This window comes from Mammaliicoccus sp. H-M34, assembly GCF_022386495.1.
In the GTDB taxonomy this organism is placed as follows: domain Bacteria; phylum Bacillota; class Bacilli; order Staphylococcales; family Staphylococcaceae; genus Mammaliicoccus; species Mammaliicoccus fleurettii.
In genome coordinates, this window is the sequence record NZ_JAJNIK010000005.1 from 35,835 (window position 1) to 52,367 (window position 16,533).

The 16,533-nt window shown below is 33.5% G+C and carries 14 protein-coding genes, 2 tRNA genes and 1 riboswitch; of the genes, 1 reads left to right on the forward strand and 15 read right to left on the reverse strand.

From position 1 onward, the window contains the following. Positions 1-18: 18 nt before the first annotated feature. The 6 genes from LQ608_RS08005 to LQ608_RS08030 all read right to left on the reverse strand — a co-directional run bounded on the left by LQ608_RS08005 (position 19) and on the right by LQ608_RS08030 (position 5,013). Positions 19-810 carry a two-component system regulatory protein YycI gene (locus tag LQ608_RS08005; protein WP_239751162.1) on the reverse strand — a complete coding sequence of 264 codons (792 nt, stop codon included), beginning with the start codon at positions 808-810 and terminating at the stop codon, positions 19-21. Beyond that, on the reverse strand, positions 810-2,132 hold the full coding sequence (locus LQ608_RS08010; RefSeq protein ID WP_239751164.1) for a YycH family regulatory protein: 1,323 nt from the start codon (positions 2,130-2,132) through the stop codon (positions 810-812). The genes LQ608_RS08005 and LQ608_RS08010 overlap by 1 nt, the downstream gene beginning before the upstream one ends. After that, complete coding sequence (gene walK, locus LQ608_RS08015; RefSeq protein WP_078357212.1) at positions 2,125-3,966, reverse strand: cell wall metabolism sensor histidine kinase WalK; 1,842 nt, start codon at positions 3,964-3,966, stop codon at positions 2,125-2,127. Before walK ends, LQ608_RS08010 begins: the two co-directional genes overlap by 8 nt. 9 nt (positions 3,967-3,975) lie before the next feature. Further along, positions 3,976-4,677 (reverse strand): response regulator YycF, encoded by a 702-nt coding sequence (yycF, locus tag LQ608_RS08020; RefSeq protein WP_078357211.1) that lies wholly within the window; start codon positions 4,675-4,677, stop codon positions 3,976-3,978. Between the two features lie 168 nt (positions 4,678-4,845). Next, a tRNA-Asp gene (locus tag LQ608_RS08025) sits at positions 4,846-4,918 on the reverse strand. 20 nt (positions 4,919-4,938) lie between these two features. Next, positions 4,939-5,013 (reverse strand) — tRNA-Glu (locus tag LQ608_RS08030). Positions 5,014-5,121: 108 nt separating this feature from the next. Between LQ608_RS08030 and LQ608_RS08035 the strand changes: the two genes are divergently transcribed. Beyond that, on the forward strand, positions 5,122-6,006 hold the full coding sequence (locus LQ608_RS08035) for a YitT family protein (RefSeq protein ID WP_078357210.1): 885 nt from the start codon (positions 5,122-5,124) through the stop codon (positions 6,004-6,006). Between the two features lie 520 nt (positions 6,007-6,526). Here the strand turns inward: LQ608_RS08035 and LQ608_RS08040 are convergent. From LQ608_RS08040 to LQ608_RS08080, 9 genes are all read right to left on the reverse strand, one after another. Further along, complete coding sequence (locus LQ608_RS08040) at positions 6,527-7,813, reverse strand: adenylosuccinate synthase (RefSeq protein ID WP_078357209.1); 1,287 nt, start codon at positions 7,811-7,813, stop codon at positions 6,527-6,529. A 285-nt stretch (positions 7,814-8,098) separates the two neighbouring features. Then, the gene (gene dnaB / locus LQ608_RS08045; RefSeq protein ID WP_174221873.1) at positions 8,099-9,499 is read right to left on the reverse strand and encodes a replicative DNA helicase; all 1,401 of its coding nucleotides are present in this window, start codon (positions 9,497-9,499) and stop codon (positions 8,099-8,101) included. 99 nt (positions 9,500-9,598) lie between these two features. Next, positions 9,599-10,045, reverse strand: coding sequence for a 50S ribosomal protein L9 (gene rplI, locus LQ608_RS08050; RefSeq protein WP_078357207.1), 447 nt, complete (start codon positions 10,043-10,045; stop codon positions 9,599-9,601). Further along, positions 10,045-12,009, reverse strand: coding sequence for a DHH family phosphoesterase (locus LQ608_RS08055; protein ID WP_115336937.1), 1,965 nt, complete (start codon positions 12,007-12,009; stop codon positions 10,045-10,047). The genes rplI and LQ608_RS08055 overlap by 1 nt, the downstream gene beginning before the upstream one ends. 14 nt (positions 12,010-12,023) lie before the next feature. Then, a complete protein-coding gene (locus LQ608_RS08060) occupies positions 12,024-12,941 on the reverse strand; it encodes a DUF2232 domain-containing protein (protein WP_239751302.1) in 918 nt (305 codons plus the stop codon). Between the two features lie 81 nt (positions 12,942-13,022). Further along, positions 13,023-13,994 (reverse strand): homoserine O-acetyltransferase MetX, encoded by a 972-nt coding sequence (gene metX, locus LQ608_RS08065; protein WP_208144362.1) that lies wholly within the window; start codon positions 13,992-13,994, stop codon positions 13,023-13,025. A gap of 67 nt (positions 13,995-14,061) precedes the next feature. Beyond that, positions 14,062-14,163: riboswitch (SAM riboswitch) on the reverse strand. Positions 14,164-14,229: 66 nt separating this feature from the next. Beyond that, entirely contained in the window at positions 14,230-14,556 is a 327-nt protein-coding gene (locus tag LQ608_RS08070) for an AzlD domain-containing protein (RefSeq protein WP_239751167.1), read from the reverse strand. After that, a complete protein-coding gene (locus LQ608_RS08075) occupies positions 14,553-15,248 on the reverse strand; it encodes an AzlC family ABC transporter permease (RefSeq protein WP_239751304.1) in 696 nt (231 codons plus the stop codon). Before LQ608_RS08075 ends, LQ608_RS08070 begins: the two co-directional genes overlap by 4 nt. Before the next feature lie 766 nt (positions 15,249-16,014). Then, positions 16,015-16,530 (reverse strand): YceI family protein, encoded by a 516-nt coding sequence (locus LQ608_RS08080; RefSeq protein ID WP_078357202.1) that lies wholly within the window; start codon positions 16,528-16,530, stop codon positions 16,015-16,017. Between the last annotated feature and the right edge of the window lie 3 nt (positions 16,531-16,533).

Genomic DNA, 16,533 nt, shown 5'->3' on the forward strand with positions numbered 1-16,533 from the left:
CTTTAATTACTGCTTCTCTTAAGATTCTTCTAGTACGGTTGATTCAGGTTTGATTGCATCGATGTACAATACTTTTGTTTTACTTTTGCCGTCTTCTTCGGATTTAATTTTCACTTCCCATGAAGGTACTAGTACTTGTCCTCCAATTTCTTTAACGACACTGTAATAACCTAATCTCACGGATTCTACTTTATCACCTTTTTTTAGGTACGTGTTGTAATACAATGTTTCTAAAGCTGTCTTAGCGTTCACAATTTTTTGCTTATTGTTATTATCTCCATTACCAGGTTTAAGTTTATCTAAATATGTTTGTGTATATTTATTTGCTTTACCGTTTTCCATTTCAAAGACGATTTGACCTTTACTATTATTTAGTATTGGCAAATCTTCATAATTTTGTTCGTAGACTACTTTATTTTTATTCGAGTTATTGTTCTGATATTGATATTCTTTACCTTTAAAAGATTCTTTGTTGATAAAGTTTTTGAACGATTCTTGTTTACTATCTTTATCTAGATCTACATTTATATCTTTATTAATCTGTGTGTCTTTTTCAGTTAATGAATACACACCTTCAAGCTCATCCGCATTAAATGACTTACTGCTTCCTGTTATAGCTTGCATTTCTTTATTTTTATAATCTGGTAACTGTGGAATATCTATTCCTTCTTTTGAAAAGTTTACCTCTGATTGTGCATTAGATTCTTGGACTATCGAGTTGTTCACTTTATTAAAGTAAACAACGACTAATCCAATGTTGATTAGAATGAACACAATAATGAAGAGTGACTTGGCATGTTTCCAATCCATTAAGCTAGCCCTCCATTCTCGTATCTTTTCCATTCATCGTCATATTTAATGTACCATTTTGGCGTGAATTCAATTGTATCTTGTAAGTTATCAAGTTCATCATTTGGTAATGATAAATCATATCCAATTGCCATATTCGTAACTTTATTGAAATCTATTTCTCCATTAGAAGCTAAACCATATCTAACTTCTTCAGATGAAGGTAATTCATCTGCTTCTTTTTTAGATGGCACAGCTACACCAGTTGTAATTAAGCCTCTGTTGTATTCATTAATAGCATTTCTACCCCACACAGCTTCGATTGAAGATAACTTATCATCATTAAATACTGGGTAGTTGTTTAAGAACATTTGGTAATCTATTTTACCTGTCTTTTGATCTGTATTAAATAATCGGAATTCATCTGTATACCCTGCATGTTCATTAATAAATTTAAATGAATTCGTAATAGATTTAGAAATATCTTTTTGCTGATTTTCATCTTCGGATAAATTTGTATAACGGTATGTTTGCTTCTCTTCGTTTACTGTAGAAATACCCGTGTTATTATTATACGTTGAAACTTGATCTTCGTTACTGCGCGCAATAACAGAATCTCCAAGAATGACATCATTTAAGTCAGAAACAGATATTTTGTTAGACACATAACGATATACATTCATACTATAAGCATTTTCAGGTGCATAAATTTGATTAATTTCATTCGTCGTTGTTTCATTCGTAATAATGCCTGTATAAGGTTTTAAATCTTTCGCAACTTCTTTATTCATTTGATCAAATTTATGACTTTTCATCGTTGTCTGTAGCTTTACTGCTTTTTGCTTATTCTCACTTAACAAATAAACATTCGCTTCATTTGTTGACTTCGTATCTACTAAAATTCTATCAAAATTAACACTAGGATAATAACTCATATTCATACCTAATACTTGATTCAAATACATTTCACTAGGGACACTGTCAGGGAAGTCTAAAATTGTATAGCGTTCAGATAAATCTTCAAGTTGTACAACTGATTCGCTACTTAAGACATCTACCTTCTTAACTTCTTTACTCAACATTTGATCCGTTACCTTTTTGATATCTTTCATATTAGACGTCCCTTTCACGTCCGTACCATTACGATTAATCATTCTAAAAGGCATAATCACACTATCGATAGGCTTACTAATCTTAGGTCCAATAGAAGGTGTATCAGCATTAACATCCGTTTCCAAGTCAGTCAATTCAGGTGTAAATGTCCATACACGGTATGTCATAAACACACTAATTAGAACGAGAATTATGAGAATAACAGATTTAATAACTTCTCTATTACGCATCCCAATCACCAAACTCATCTTCTATGAATTCACATGGCAAAGTAATATAAATGGATGTGCCTTGACCTTCTTTACTATTCGCCCATATTCTACCTTTATGTGCTTCTACGATTTCTTTAGTAATCGCTAAACCTAATCCAGTGCCGCCCATCTTACGTGCTCTTGCTTTATCTACTCTATAAAATCGATCAAATATTTTATCAACTTTATTAACTGGAATACCAATACCATTATCTTTAATCTGTATCGTCATTCTGTTATATAACGTATTTTGTTTCACATGAAACTCTACACGTTTATGAGATTCTTGAGAATATTTAATCGCATTTGTAATTACATTATCAAACACTTGAGTCATTTTATCAGGATCGATTTCAACAAATAATCCTTTAACAGGTATATCACGTATAAACGTTACATTCTTACCTTGAGTCATTTCATGTCTATTAATAATTTTATTAATGAACATATTAAAGTCAATCAACTCTGAATTCATCTGATCACTTGAGCTATCCATTTTAGATAGTTGTAAGAGATCGTTAACTAAACGAATCATACGATCTGTTTCTTCACGCGTAACATTTAAGAATGTTGGCGCAACTTCTGGATCACGCCAAGCCCCTTCTTCTAGTGCTTCTATATAACTTCTCATTGATGTTAATGGCGTACGTAATTCATGTGAAACATTCGCAACAAATTCGCGTCGTTCATTTTCTAGAATGTGTTGTTCAGTAACATCGTGTAATACCGCAATATAACCATTTATAAAGCCTGTATCTTGTATGATTGTACTGAAGTTAACACGAGCGATTATGCCTTCTTCTTCGTTTACATCAATAATGAAGCTATCATTATTCTCCTGCAAATCATCTAATGAATAATTATCATCAATATTGAGAATGTCTAGTATATGTTTAGCTTCTACATCTGAACGCTCTAAACCTAACATTTTAAGTGCCATTTCATTGATAATACGTACACGACCACGTCTGTCTGTCGCTAATACACCATCACTCATATGTGTAATAACTGAATCAAGTCGTCGTTTCTCACTTTCAGTATTCGCTTGAGCTTCTTGTACACGCTTCGATAAATTATTGAATGAAAGTGCAAGTTCGCCAATTTCATCATTCCCATATATTTTAACGCGCTGTGTATAGTTACCTTTAGACATTTCTAAAGTTTGGTTACGCATATCTGATATTGGTTTCGTAATTGTTCTCGCAATAAAGAAACCGAGCACAATTGTGATCAATAATGAGATTGCTGTACCTATAATGAAAATTTGGTTAATGTTGTTTAACTGTTCATATACAGAATCAATATCTGATTCTACATAAATATCCCCGACAACTTTACCTTCGTATTCAACAGGTTTATTTTTAATCCATACTCGGTTACTATCCGAGGAATCATTTTTCAAAACGATTTTATCATTTGCTTTGCCTAATGATAACGCCTTTTTTACAGAGCTATCGTTTACTTTTTGATTGACGGTATTTTGATTTGTAGCTTTAGATGTCGCAACGATGATTTGATCTTGGTCAATAAACCTAATCTCATCAATTTCAGTTCGGTTTGCGTAGTCATCTAATATACTTTGTATCTCTTTTTGGAAGTTCCGATTAGGATCTTCTGAATTGTACGTTTTCTTTATGTTGTAATTAATCTGTTTCACGTGTTGTTCAATGTTCGTCTTGAAGTTACGTGTCAGTTCCTTCTCAAGGCTATTTGTAAAATATAAACCGATAATTTGCATACCAATAATGATTAATAAAACATAAATGACGACAAGTTTAATGTGTAAGGACTGAAATTTCTTTAGCCAATTCATATGATCAGCCTACTCTTGAGTTTGTAGGAAATAACCCACACCCCTACGTGTAACGATATATTCTGGGTGAGATGCATCGTCTTCGATTTTTTCACGTAGTCGACGTATTGTCACGTCTACAGTACGCACATCACCGAAGTAATCATAACCCCACACTGTTTGAAGTAAGTGTTCACGCGTCATAACTTGTCCAATATGTTTAGCTAAATAATGGAATAATTCAAACTCACGATGTGTTAATTCGATATCCACACCACGTTTTTTAATTGAATATGCATCCGGGTATACTGTAATATCTTTAATAACAATTTCATTTGTTTCTTCATCTTCAGTTTGAGTAGGTTGAGAATAATGTCTACGCAAGTTCGCTTTAACACGCGCAATCAATTCACGTGTTGAAAATGGTTTAGTTACATAATCATCTGCACCAAGCTCAAGACCTAAAACTTTATCAATTTCTGAGTCTTTAGCTGTTAACATAATGATTGGCATTTCAAATTTCTTACGAACCTCTCGACATACTTCCATGCCATCTCTACCTGGTAACATAATATCTAAGAGCACTATGTCTGGTTCTTCTGCATATATTAAATCTACTGCGTCATCACCGTCATACGCGCAATAAACATCATAACCTTCTTTTTTTAAGTTAAATTCAAGTATATCTGCAATTGGTTTTTCATCATCAACGACTACTATTTTTCTAGCCATGCTATTTACCTCATTTCTTTTTGAAAATAAGTATCTTCAAGCACACAATTGTGCATGATATCCTATACTATAATTTAACACTATTTGTCCATTAATTCTATTGTTTGATGTTATTCTATAATTGAACAACAAAAAAATGCTTATCGTTATTACGATAAGCATTAAAAGCGGTCCCGACGGGAATCGAACCCGCGATCTCCTGCGTGACAGGCAGGCATGTTAACCGCTACACCACGGGACCTTATATGTATTTAATTTAGATGGTGACCCCTACGGGACTCGAACCCGTGTTACCGCCGTGAAAGGGCGGTGTCTTAACCGCTTGACCAAGGGGCCTATATTAGACACAAGATTGATTATAGCATGACTATTATACAGAAGACAAGATTTTATTTTAAATTTTTTATATAATATAAAATAGAAGTAATAAAAAGGGATGATGATATGGAGCAAGCGCAAGTTATTAAAAAAGGACACCGTAAATTAAGTAAAGGAGAAATCCTTAAACGGTTCATTTTTATCACAATCGGGAGTGTTTTAATGGGTGTTGGGTTAGAACTATTCCTAGTACCAAACAAATTACTCGATGGAGGAATTGTAGGGATTGCGATTATTTTAAGCCATTTAACAAATTTGAAGCTCGGGCTATTTATATTCTTACTAAATATCCCCTTTTTCTTTTTAGGTTATAAACAAATTGGTAAAACATTCACGATTTCAACAATATATGCCATAACAGTCTTATCAATTACAACTGCTTATTTACATCATTTTGACCCTTTTATCAAAGAGACATTTCTAGTTACTATTTTCGGAGGGGCAATTATAGGACTAGGCGTCGGTCTAGTTATTAGATATGGTGGATCTTTAGACGGCTCAGAAATCAGTGCAATATTGATAAGTAGTAAAGCACCGTTTTCAGTCGGAGAAATCGTGATGCTTATTAACTGTTTCATATTCACAGCTGCAGGCTTTGTATTCAATTGGGAGTCAGCTATGTTTTCGGTTATCGCATATTTTATAGCAGCTAAGATGATTGACGTAACAGTACAAGGATTTGATGAATCTAAAGCAGTATGGATAATCAGTGATACATATCGAGACATAGGAGAAGCAATCAACGACCGTCTAGGTAGAGGTGTTACATATCTTAATGGAGAAGGCGCATATACAGGAGAAGATAAAAAAGTAGTGTTCTGCGTAATCACACGATTAGAAGAATCTAAATTAAAAGATATCGTTACAGAAATAGATAATACAGCATTCCTATCAATAGGAGATGTTAGCGAAGTAAAAGGTGGACGCTTTAAAAAGAGAGAAATCCATTAACAAATTGAATAAAAACGCATGAGAATTAATGATTACACTATCGTTTTTTTAGACATCTATGTGAGCGGGTAGTCTAAAGAATTGTTAGTTACATAGTAGATGGTCGAGATTCATGCCGACAGTCATAGTAGTTCTTACAAATTGAGTTCTTGTGCTTTTTTATTTCAATTTTATGTAGTGATTAATATATTATGAAATTTACAGGCCGATAAATATTTTTATCGGCCTGTATTTTCGATTTCCGGGTCGCTATTTATTTTTATCGGCCTGTATTTCTCGTTTTCGGGTCGCTATTTTATTTTATCGGCCTGTATTTTCAATTTCCGGGTCGCTATTTATTTTTATCGGTCCGTATTTCTCATTTCTGGACCGGTATTTTATTTTATCGGTCCGTATTTCTCGTTTCTGGACCGCTAATTTTATTTTATCGGTCCAGAAACACTAAATACGTCTAATCCAAACAAAAATGAAGCAATTCAGCTATATGCTGAATTGCCTCCTACTTTATCTATATAAAAACTTAGTTCCATAAGTTTTCTAATAAGTTTGTTTGGTTTCTATCTGGTCCTACTGAGAAGATAGAAATTTTCACGTTACATAATTCAGAGATGCGTTCTAAGTAACGACGTGCGTTATCTGGTAGTTCATCTAATGAACGACAACTTGTAATGTCTTCTTCCCAACCTGGTAGTTCTTCGAAGATTGGTTTACAACGTTCTAATTCGTTTAAGTTTGCTGGGTATTCTGTAATTTCTACGCCATCAATTTCATATGCTGTACAAATTTTAACTGTTTTAAGTCCTGTTAATACATCAATTGAGTTGATTGATAAGTCTGTAATACCACTTACACGACGTGAGTGACGTAATACTACTGAATCAAACCAACCTACACGACGAGGACGTCCTGTTGTTGTACCGTATTCACGACCTACTTCACGGATATGATGACCATCTTCATCAAATAGTTCTGTTGGGAATGGGCCGTCTCCTACACGTGATGTATAAGCTTTACATACACCGATAACTTTTGATACGTATGTTGGGCCAACTCCGCCACCTACTGTAACGTTACCAGCAATTGGATTACTTGAAGTTACGAATGGATAAGTACCATGATCGATGTCTAACATAACACCTTGTGCACCTTCAAATAAAACTTTTTCTTCGTTTACGAAAGCATCGTCTAATAATTTAGCTGTGTCAGTAACGTAATCTTTCAAACGTTGACCTGCAGCAAAATATGTTTCAAAGATTTCTTCAAAAGTGAAACCTTCAGCATTGAACATTTTTTCAAATAGTTCATTTTTATATTCAAGATTATTTTTTAAAAGCTTTTCAAATGTTTCTTTATCTAATAAATCAGCCATACGAATACCGATACGTTGTGCTTTGTCTACATAAGCTGGACCGATACCTTTTTTAGTTGTACCAATTTTGTTATCACCGCGTTTTTCTTCTTCTAGTTCATCTTGTTTTAAATGATATGGCAAGATTACTTGTGCACGGTTAGAAATTCTCAAGTTGTTTGTTTCAACTCCGCGTTCGTTTAAAGCATCTAATTCTTTTAATAAAGCTACTGGATCAACTACTACGCCATTACCGATAACACTTGATTTCTCTTTATAAAATATACCTGATGGTACTAAGTGTAATTTATAAGTTTCTCCATCAAATTTTATTGTATGACCTGCATTGTTACCGCCTGAAAAACGTGCAATAACGTTTGCATCCTCTGCTAAGAAATCTGTAATTTTACCTTTACCTTCGTCTCCCCATTGCGTCCCAACTACTACGATTGATGACATGTGAGCACCTCCGCTTTTTCTCATTAACCATTAAGTATTCTATCAGTCCTATAACTAAATTGCAAACTAAAAACGAACATTAGTTATGAGTGTTTTTTTACATTTTGTAATCACATCACAATGTCTAATAAACGCCTTAACCATAGTAATTAAAAGGTTTTAAACCAAAATCACTAACTATAAAAACACAAACATAAAGAAATAATAGTGTCTTTACACAAAACAAAAGACGTACATTATAATAGAAAGTTCTATAAATGTACGTCTTTGAGCTAAAAAACTTTTTTATCCAAATTCCATTCCTGCATGTTGATAATCGATATCTGTGAATTTGTTATATTGTTTCATGAAATGCAGTTTAACTGTGCCGGTTGGACCGTTACGTTGTTTAGCAATGATAATTTCTATTTCACCATTATCATCTTGTGCACCAGCATCAACTGCTTCACCATCTTCGTCTTCTCCGCCTCTTGAATAATAATCATCTCTATACAAGAAGGCAACAATATCAGCATCTTGCTCAATAGAACCTGATTCACGAATATCACTCATCATCGGTCTCTTATCTTGTCTTTGCTCAACGCCACGAGATAACTGACTTAATGCGATAACTGGACACTCTAATTCTCTTGCTATTGCTTTAAGCATACGAGATATTTCAGATACTTCTTGTTGTCTGTTATCCGAACTTCGTGAACCGCTACCTTGAATTAACTGTAAGTAGTCAATTACAATCATATCTAATCCATGCTCTTGTTTCAGTCTACGACATTTTGCACGAATATCCGTTATACGAATACCTGGTGTATCATCAATAAATATTTTTGTACGAGACAGCTTACCTACTGCAACTGTAAATCTGCTCCAGTCTTCTTCTGTCATAGAACCTGTACGCAATCTATTTGAATCAACATTACCCGTACTACAAATCATACGTGTTGCCAGCTGGTCTGCACCCATTTCAAGTGAGAAGATTCCAACAGAGTATAGATCTTGATGTGTTGCTACTTGTTGAGCAATATTTAATGCGAAGGCAGTCTTACCGACAGAAGGACGTGCAGCAATAATAATTAAATCATTGCGGTTAAATCCTGCTGTCATTTGGTCTAAATCTCTATATCCTGTTGGTATTCCTGGCGTTTGACCACTGTTTTGGTCTAGTTGCTCAGCATTATCAAATACTATACTTAAGACATCTTTTATGTCTTTGAATCCTTCTGTACCTCTTGAAGCAGAAATTTCTAATATTCTTTTTTCTGCGTCACCTAGCAACGATTCTAAATCAAGCTCTGGATTATACCCATCTTCAGCGATACTATCTGCTACACGAATCAATTGACGTTTCACTGCATGTTTAAACACTATATCTATGTAGAAATGAATATTTCTAGTTGTTGGGACATTGTTTGCTAATTCAGCTAAGTATGCTGGGCCACCCGCTTCTTCTAACAAAGATTCAGCTGCTAACTCATCCATCAGTGTTACCGAATCAATTTCTTTATTCTGCTCACTTAACATCAACATTGCTCTAAAGATATGTTGGTGATTTGCACGATAGAAAGCTTCAGGTATTAATGTTTCACCTGTTGAGTTAATCAGTTCAGGATCAATCAAGATTGCACCGATAACAGATTGTTCAGCCTCTATACTATGGGGCATTTGTTTCGCATTCATCATATTATCCATACCATCCATACTGATTACTCCTTTCCGTTTTTAATATTTTTTATTATAACGCATTAAAATAGGTCGGTAAATCAAATACCGACCATTTTAATGGATTACTTAAGCTTCAACAACATGTACTTTTAATGTTCCAGAAACTTTATTATGAAGTTTAATAGGAACATTTGTATAACCTAAACTATGAATGCCATTAGGTAAGTCCATTTTGCGTTTATCTACTTTAATTTGGTGTTGTTTTTCTAATGCTTGTGTAATTTGTTTAGTACTTACTGAACCAAACAATTTACCACCTTCACCTGTTTTAGCAGAAATTTCAACTTCTAATTCTTTTAATTTTTCTGCAAGTGCTTTTGCATCATCTATTTCTTGTTGTTTCAACTCTTCTTGGCGTTTATTTTGTTGTTCTAATTGTTTCATATTACCTGGAGTTGCTTCAACAGCAAAATTATTTTTTATTAAGTAATTTTGACCATAACCTACTGGTACGTCTTTTACTTCGCCTTTTTTACCTTTACCTTTAACGTCTTGTGTGAAAATAACTTTCATTATTCTTCCACTCCTTTTTCGTCTGATTCAACAACCTTAATTAATTCTTCGATTGCTTTCTCTACTGATGTATTTTTAATTTGTGTTGCGGCATTTGATAAATGACCGCCTCCACCTAATGCTTCCATTGTTAATTGTACATTCACTTCACCTAACGAGCGTGCGGAAATACCAATTGTATCTTCAGATCGTCTTGCTACTACGTAAGATGCTTCCACACCTTCTAAGCCTAGCAACTCATCTGCAGCCTGTGCAACTGTAACAGGGTGATAAGTCTGATGATCTTCTCCATGAGCAATTGCGACACCATTGCGTAACAGTTTAACTGTCTTAATTAAATCCGAACGTTTAATGTACGTATCTATATCATCCTTTAAGAAATGCTGACAAAGAATTGTATCTGCGCCATGACTTCTTAAAAAGCTTGCTGCATCAAATGTTCGTGATCCAGTTCTTAACGTAAAGTTACGTGTATCGACTATAATACCTGCTAACATAATGGTTGATTCTATTCTTGTTAAACGATGTTCTGTTGGTTGATATTCTAGCAATTCTGTTACAAGTTCAGCAGTTGAACTTGCGTAAGGCTCCATATAAACAAGTAGCGGACTAGATATAATGCTTTCCCCTCGACGGTGATGATCGATCACTACTTTTCTATTTGCTTTATTCAATAAGTTCTCATCTATTACAAGTTCAGGTTTATGTGTGTCTACAACCACTAGTGTTGTACGTGGTGTCATTTCATGCCATGCTTCTTCTGAAGTAATAAATCTTTCCTTAAGGTCAGGCTTCTCGTCTATTTCAGTCATAACACGTTCTAATGTACTATCAATATCAGAGTCATTCAACACAATATAAGATTCTAAATTATTCATTTTGGCTATACGAGAAACACCGATTGCTGCACCGATTGCATCCATATCAGGTGATTTATGACCCATAATAATAACCTTGTCACCTTCAATTAAGATATCTCTTAATGCATGTGAAATAACACGGGCACGGACTCTTGTTCTTTTTTCCATTGGGTCTGTTTTACCGCCGTAAAATCTCACATTACCATTACTATTCTTAATTGCAACTTGATCTCCACCACGTCCGAGCGCTAAGTCTAAACTTGATTGTGATAGCTCACCTAATTCAATTAAGTTCTCACTACCTTCACCAATACCGATACTCAATGTTAACTGGTGTCCAATTTCTCTTGTTCTATCTCTTAAGTCATCTAATAAATTGAACTTCAATGTTTCAATATCTTCTAGAATACTGTTATTTAATAATGCTATAAATTGATCAGAACTATATCGTTTAATAAATAGTTGATAACGTGATGACCAATCGTCTACAACACGTGTAATGATACTATTGACTTCAGAACGTTGAGAATCATTCATGTTCTGAGTAATTTCGTCATAGTTATCTAAGAAAATTGTCGCTATGATCGGTTTTTCATTTTCATATAATTCATATACATGTGAAGACTCTGTTATATCAAACAGATAAATAGCTTTTTCATCTTCAGTATATGTAACTTTATATTTATAAGAACCTTCTTCAATCTCTACTTCATGTGTGTTTTCTAATCTTTTTAAAATATTTGGAAAAACTTCATTAATTGGTTCGTCTAAAACATCTCGTTCTATACGTTTATTTATAAAATTATTAATCCATTCGATATGATCTTTTTTATCTAATAGTATTACACCTATTGGTAAGTCACTGACAGCACTCGTTTTACTTTTAGTAATTCTTCCGGCTAAACTCCCAATATATAAATCTAATTTTAAGAAGCTCTTTCTAATAAAAAATATGCTCACTGCAATTAGAATTACTGTAACAACCGTCGAAATAATCGCCCAATATATAGAATTAAAAAAACTGAATACAAGTATCACTAAAGCTAATATCATCATAATTATGTACGGAAATATTAGGGCTTTCTTAACTGATTGACGGTTCATAAACTCACCTCAATTTACTTTTTTATGCGTTGTTTTAAATTAAACCAAATATCCATCAATCCAAATAAGTACGCAAATGGTTTAAACACAAATGCCAATACAAATATCAAAACTCCTACAACAACAGGTAGTTTTTTCACTTTTACAAATAAATGGAACAACGATAATGCTTGAATAAATATAACCCATTCTAACACAAATTGTAAGTTAGTGACTATGCCATACATCACAACATTTTCTTTCGTTACAAACAAACTTATCAGCACGGTTATCACAAATACAAAAGCTACACTTCTATTAATTTGCCACATAAATAATGGTCTAAATACTGGTGTCGCTACTTTGAATTTTCTTAGTATAGGGAATGTCACAAGTAAATTAACAAATACTAATAAAAATACCCATAATACTATATACCCAGGAATACTTGCTTGTAATATTTCTAATGAAGTTTGTAATGTTTCTTCAATTTCAGTCGTTAAATTTCCACCCATTTCAAAGTAAGAAATTAAAATATCATGATACTGACTGAAAAACTTGCTTGTTAAAGGTAGGTTTCCCGTAATTTGTAAAATTAATACACTACCTATTGTTAAAATACTCATAAACGTTGTCACTAAGTATAGAATACGTTCTTTTGATGTACGTTCAACGAGCAATTGACCTATGAAAACACTCATAAATATCATAAGCGTCATGACTGTTAATAAAAATACATTATTGAATAATACGGTCGCACATAAGGTCACGACGACTGTCACAAAAAATGACGGTTTAGATCGATACCAGAGTATTGTTCCGGGTATCGTAATGAATGGTAATATAATAATCGCTAAATATGGTACAAGACTCATGACAACCACACTGAGCACTAGTACTAATATTGCAATAATTGTCGCTTTTATATCGACTTTAAAAGACAAATTTTTCACTTCCCAATCTAATTTAAACATCTTTCTCTATTTTACAGATTTTTAACGCTTAAAACAACGTACGTGACTTTTTAGATGATATTACCGCGCTTTAAATTTATGTAATTTTAAGAAGTGATATACGTAAGGTGCCCAATCTCCAAAGTTTAATAGAAATCCATCATGGCCAACATTGTCTGGTACGAAGAAATGTCTATGATATTTAAAGAATCTACCTAAAGCTCTAACTTGATCATCTGGATACAATAAATCATCAGCGAAACCTAAAGTTAATACTTTCGTTTCGAGTTGTTGTAATCTTTCTTCGACATCATCACGACCTTTAAATATGTCATGACTATCTAATACATCTAACAATGTTAAATAACAATCTTTATTGAAGACATCTTTAAATTTATTACCTTGATATTTTTGGTAACTCACTACATCATCCGCTGAAAATCTTGATTCATAATCTTTACTTGAACGGTAAGTTAAGAAGCCTATCTGTCTTGCGATACTTAAGCCATCTTGTCCATTCATATTTATAACTTGTCTAGCAATCTCATTAAACGCTCTACTATATGATGAGGTCTTCTCTGTAGCTGCTAATATAACAGCTTTTTTAACTTCAATAGATCCGTCATAAAGCATTTCTAAAGTTTGCATTCCACCTAGAGAACCACCTATTAATACATCTATTTTTTCGTAGCCAAAATGTTTTAACGCTAAAATATTTGCTTTAGAAATATCTCTCATAGACAATCTCTCAGGAAAGTCGGGCGTATTCAATCTAGAGCTTGAACCATAAGGGCTACCAATCACATTGAATGTTATAAACTGATAATCATTGATTGAAAGATAACCACCATCAATAATTTCTCTCCACCAACCTGGATTTTCATCATCTCCATAAGTAAGATGATTCCCTGTTAAAGCATGACAAACAACAACTAAAGGCTGTCCTTTGTGACCTACATATTCATATTGAAGCTTTAAATTATCTATCACTTCACCAGATTCTGTTTCGAAATGTCCTAGTTCAACTAAACCTGTGTCTCGAGAAATAAGCATATTAGAACCTCCTTGTTATTAAATAGAAAGACTTCTTACTCGTTAAAGAAGTAAGAAGTCCTCATCATCCTTATTATGCGAGTAAACTCGTTGGTAGTAGCACCGTATCTTAAACGACCGGTTGCTGAAGTGTCATCGGGCCAAATCCCTTAACTTCTCTGAATAAGCTTTGCTATATAATTTATATTAAGAATACTAGAAAAGTGCATTTCTTTCAATAAGTTAACGAATGAAATTAAAAGACTAATCGAACAATCGCCATGATGAACATTCCTGCTATAACTGATATCGTTAAACTTCTAGAAATTAAAGCTATCATCAATGTTGGAATGGCAACGAAAATACTTTCGTAGTTGAATGTGAACCCAGAATGACCCTCTTGATTTAACATGCCTTCAACAATCAATGCTGTAAATAAACATACAGGCACATATTGCAGCCATTTAATCACACTTTTAGGAAATTCAACCTTTGATAAAAATGCAAAGGGCGATACCCTTATAACCCATGTTAAAATAAAACAGCCCATAATAATAAGCATTAAATACATTGAAATACTCATTTATCAAACACCACCCCTGCGACTGAAGCAATGATCGTCGCTAAAATAATAGATAAATAAGTCGGCATAAAACATGTAAGAATTATCATACAAATGGTTGTTAAGACAATTAAAATTATATAAAAGAAAACTTTGGTTTTATGTATTGTTTCAAACTGTGCAACGAGTAAAAATATAAACATCGCTGTTAAAGCGTAATCTAAACCAAAAGCTTCAGGCTTCGGAATCAAGTTTCCTACTAAACCACCTATTATTGAAGTCAATATCCACAATAAATAAGCAGAAATATTTAAACCGTGCATCCACGTAGCATTTAAAGCTTTTTCTTTAGCATAATTTGTTATTGCAACACCAAATGATTCGTCTGTCACGAGTGTTCCTATACCGATGTTAGACCAAAACCCATTACCTTTAAACGCTGGGACTAGCGCTAAACTTTGAAGAAACATTCTAGAATTAACAAAAAATACAGTTAATAAAATAGCAGAAATAGGAGATTGAATTGCAACTAACGCACAAATAATAAATTGAGCCGCACCTGCATATACAAAGATAGATAACAAAGCAATTTCTAAAATAGATAAGCCTGATGAAACACCTACAATTCCAAACGCTAATGCGACACTAAAATACCCAAGCATCGTAGGTATACAATCTTTAACACCTTGAAGAAATAAAGTTTTATTCGTCATACTAGAACTGGTCAATTGCCTACCTCCAAACTACATAACGCCATTCAGGTTAGTCTAACGTTTGTCTAACCTCAGTCTGACTTACCTCTTTTTTTATTTTTAAATATGTCTTATTTTTATCATACATACCGCACTTTAGCAATAAGACCTGATTGTATATTAAATCAATTTTCATAACCTTTCTTGCCTAAAAAAAGACACCTGAGGTAAAAATATGAGTGAGAAACTACAGAATTGTACCCTATCCTAGGCAAACATGCACGTACAAAATCATAAGATTTTATAAAAATAGATTATTAGTAACGATTTTGTAAGTGCGGACGCCTGAGGGAATAGTATGCGTGAGAGACTACAGGCTCGAACCATACCCTAGGCAAGCATGCACATACAAAATCGTAAGATTTTATAAAAATAAATATTAGCTACGATTTTGTATAGTGCAGACACCTGAGGGAATAGTATGCGTGAGAAACTACAGAATCGTGCCCTACCCTAGGCAAGCATGCACGTACAAAATCATAAGATTTTATAAAAATAGATTATTAGTAACGATTTTGTATAGTGCAGACGCCTGAGGGAATAGTATGCGTGAGAGACTACAGGCTCGAACCATACCCCTAGGCAAGCATGCACGTACAAAATCGTAAGATTTAAAAAATAAGCATATCACTGTAACCTGTAAAAAATCAGTTACGTGATATGCTTATTTATTTTGAGTTAGGATTCATGTCCTAAACTCTCTAATCATTAAATGATCTATTTTAAATTATTCGCTTAAACCGAATTCTGCACTTGCTTCGAATTTAACTTCTCTACCGATCATTACGCCACCAGTTTCTAGTGCTTGGTTAAATGATACGCCATATTTTTCACGATCAATTTTACCGTTAACTACGAAACCTGTAACTGTTTCACCGTTTAATGGGTTTTTACTAACGCCATTGAAGTCAACATCGAATGTTTCTTCATGAGTTGTACCAGCCATTGTTAAATCACCAGTGATTGAATCTTCACTAATAGATTTTGTTTCAAACGTAATGTTTGGATTATCATCTGCACTGAAGAAATCTGCTGATTTTAAATGTGCGTCACGGTCAGGATTTTTAGTGTTAATTGAGTTTGATTTAATTGTTACTGTTGCTTTTAATGATGAAAGATCATTTATATCTCCTGATACTGCTACATCATAATCTTCAAAAGTACCTTTTACGCGAGATACCATTAAATGTTTTACTGTAAATTCTAAACTACTGTGTGCTTTGTCAAAATTGAAATTAGTCATGTG

Excerpts from the sequence above, each read along its gene's own strand:
- dnaB (WP_174221873.1), bottom strand. The coding sequence starts at position 9,499 with ATGGATAATATGATGAATGCGAAACAAATGCCCCATAGTATAGAGGCT.
- metX (WP_208144362.1), bottom strand. The coding sequence starts at position 13,994 with ATGCTTATTTCTCGAGACACAGGTTTAGTTGAACTAGGACATTTCGAA.
- LQ608_RS08075 (WP_239751304.1), bottom strand. The coding sequence starts at position 15,248 with ATGACGAATAAAACTTTATTTCTTCAAGGTGTTAAAGATTGTATACCT.
- LQ608_RS08040 (WP_078357209.1), bottom strand. The coding sequence starts at position 7,813 with ATGTCATCAATCGTAGTAGTTGGGACGCAATGGGGAGACGAAGGTAAA.
- LQ608_RS08005 (WP_239751162.1), bottom strand. The coding sequence starts at position 810 with ATGGATTGGAAACATGCCAAGTCACTCTTCATTATTGTGTTCATTCTA.
- yycF (WP_078357211.1), bottom strand. The coding sequence starts at position 4,677 with ATGGCTAGAAAAATAGTAGTCGTTGATGATGAAAAACCAATTGCAGAT.
- rplI (WP_078357207.1), bottom strand. The coding sequence starts at position 10,045 with ATGAAAGTTATTTTCACACAAGACGTTAAAGGTAAAGGTAAAAAAGGC.
- LQ608_RS08055 (WP_115336937.1), bottom strand. The coding sequence starts at position 12,009 with ATGAACCGTCAATCAGTTAAGAAAGCCCTAATATTTCCGTACATAATT.
- LQ608_RS08070 (WP_239751167.1), bottom strand. The coding sequence starts at position 14,556 with ATGAGTATTTCAATGTATTTAATGCTTATTATTATGGGCTGTTTTATT.
- walK (WP_078357212.1), bottom strand. The coding sequence starts at position 3,966 with ATGAATTGGCTAAAGAAATTTCAGTCCTTACACATTAAACTTGTCGTC.
- LQ608_RS08080 (WP_078357202.1), bottom strand. The coding sequence starts at position 16,530 with ATGACTAATTTCAATTTTGACAAAGCACACAGTAGTTTAGAATTTACA.
- LQ608_RS08035 (WP_078357210.1), top strand. The coding sequence starts at position 5,122 with ATGGAGCAAGCGCAAGTTATTAAAAAAGGACACCGTAAATTAAGTAAA.
- LQ608_RS08010 (WP_239751164.1), bottom strand. The coding sequence starts at position 2,132 with ATGCGTAATAGAGAAGTTATTAAATCTGTTATTCTCATAATTCTCGTT.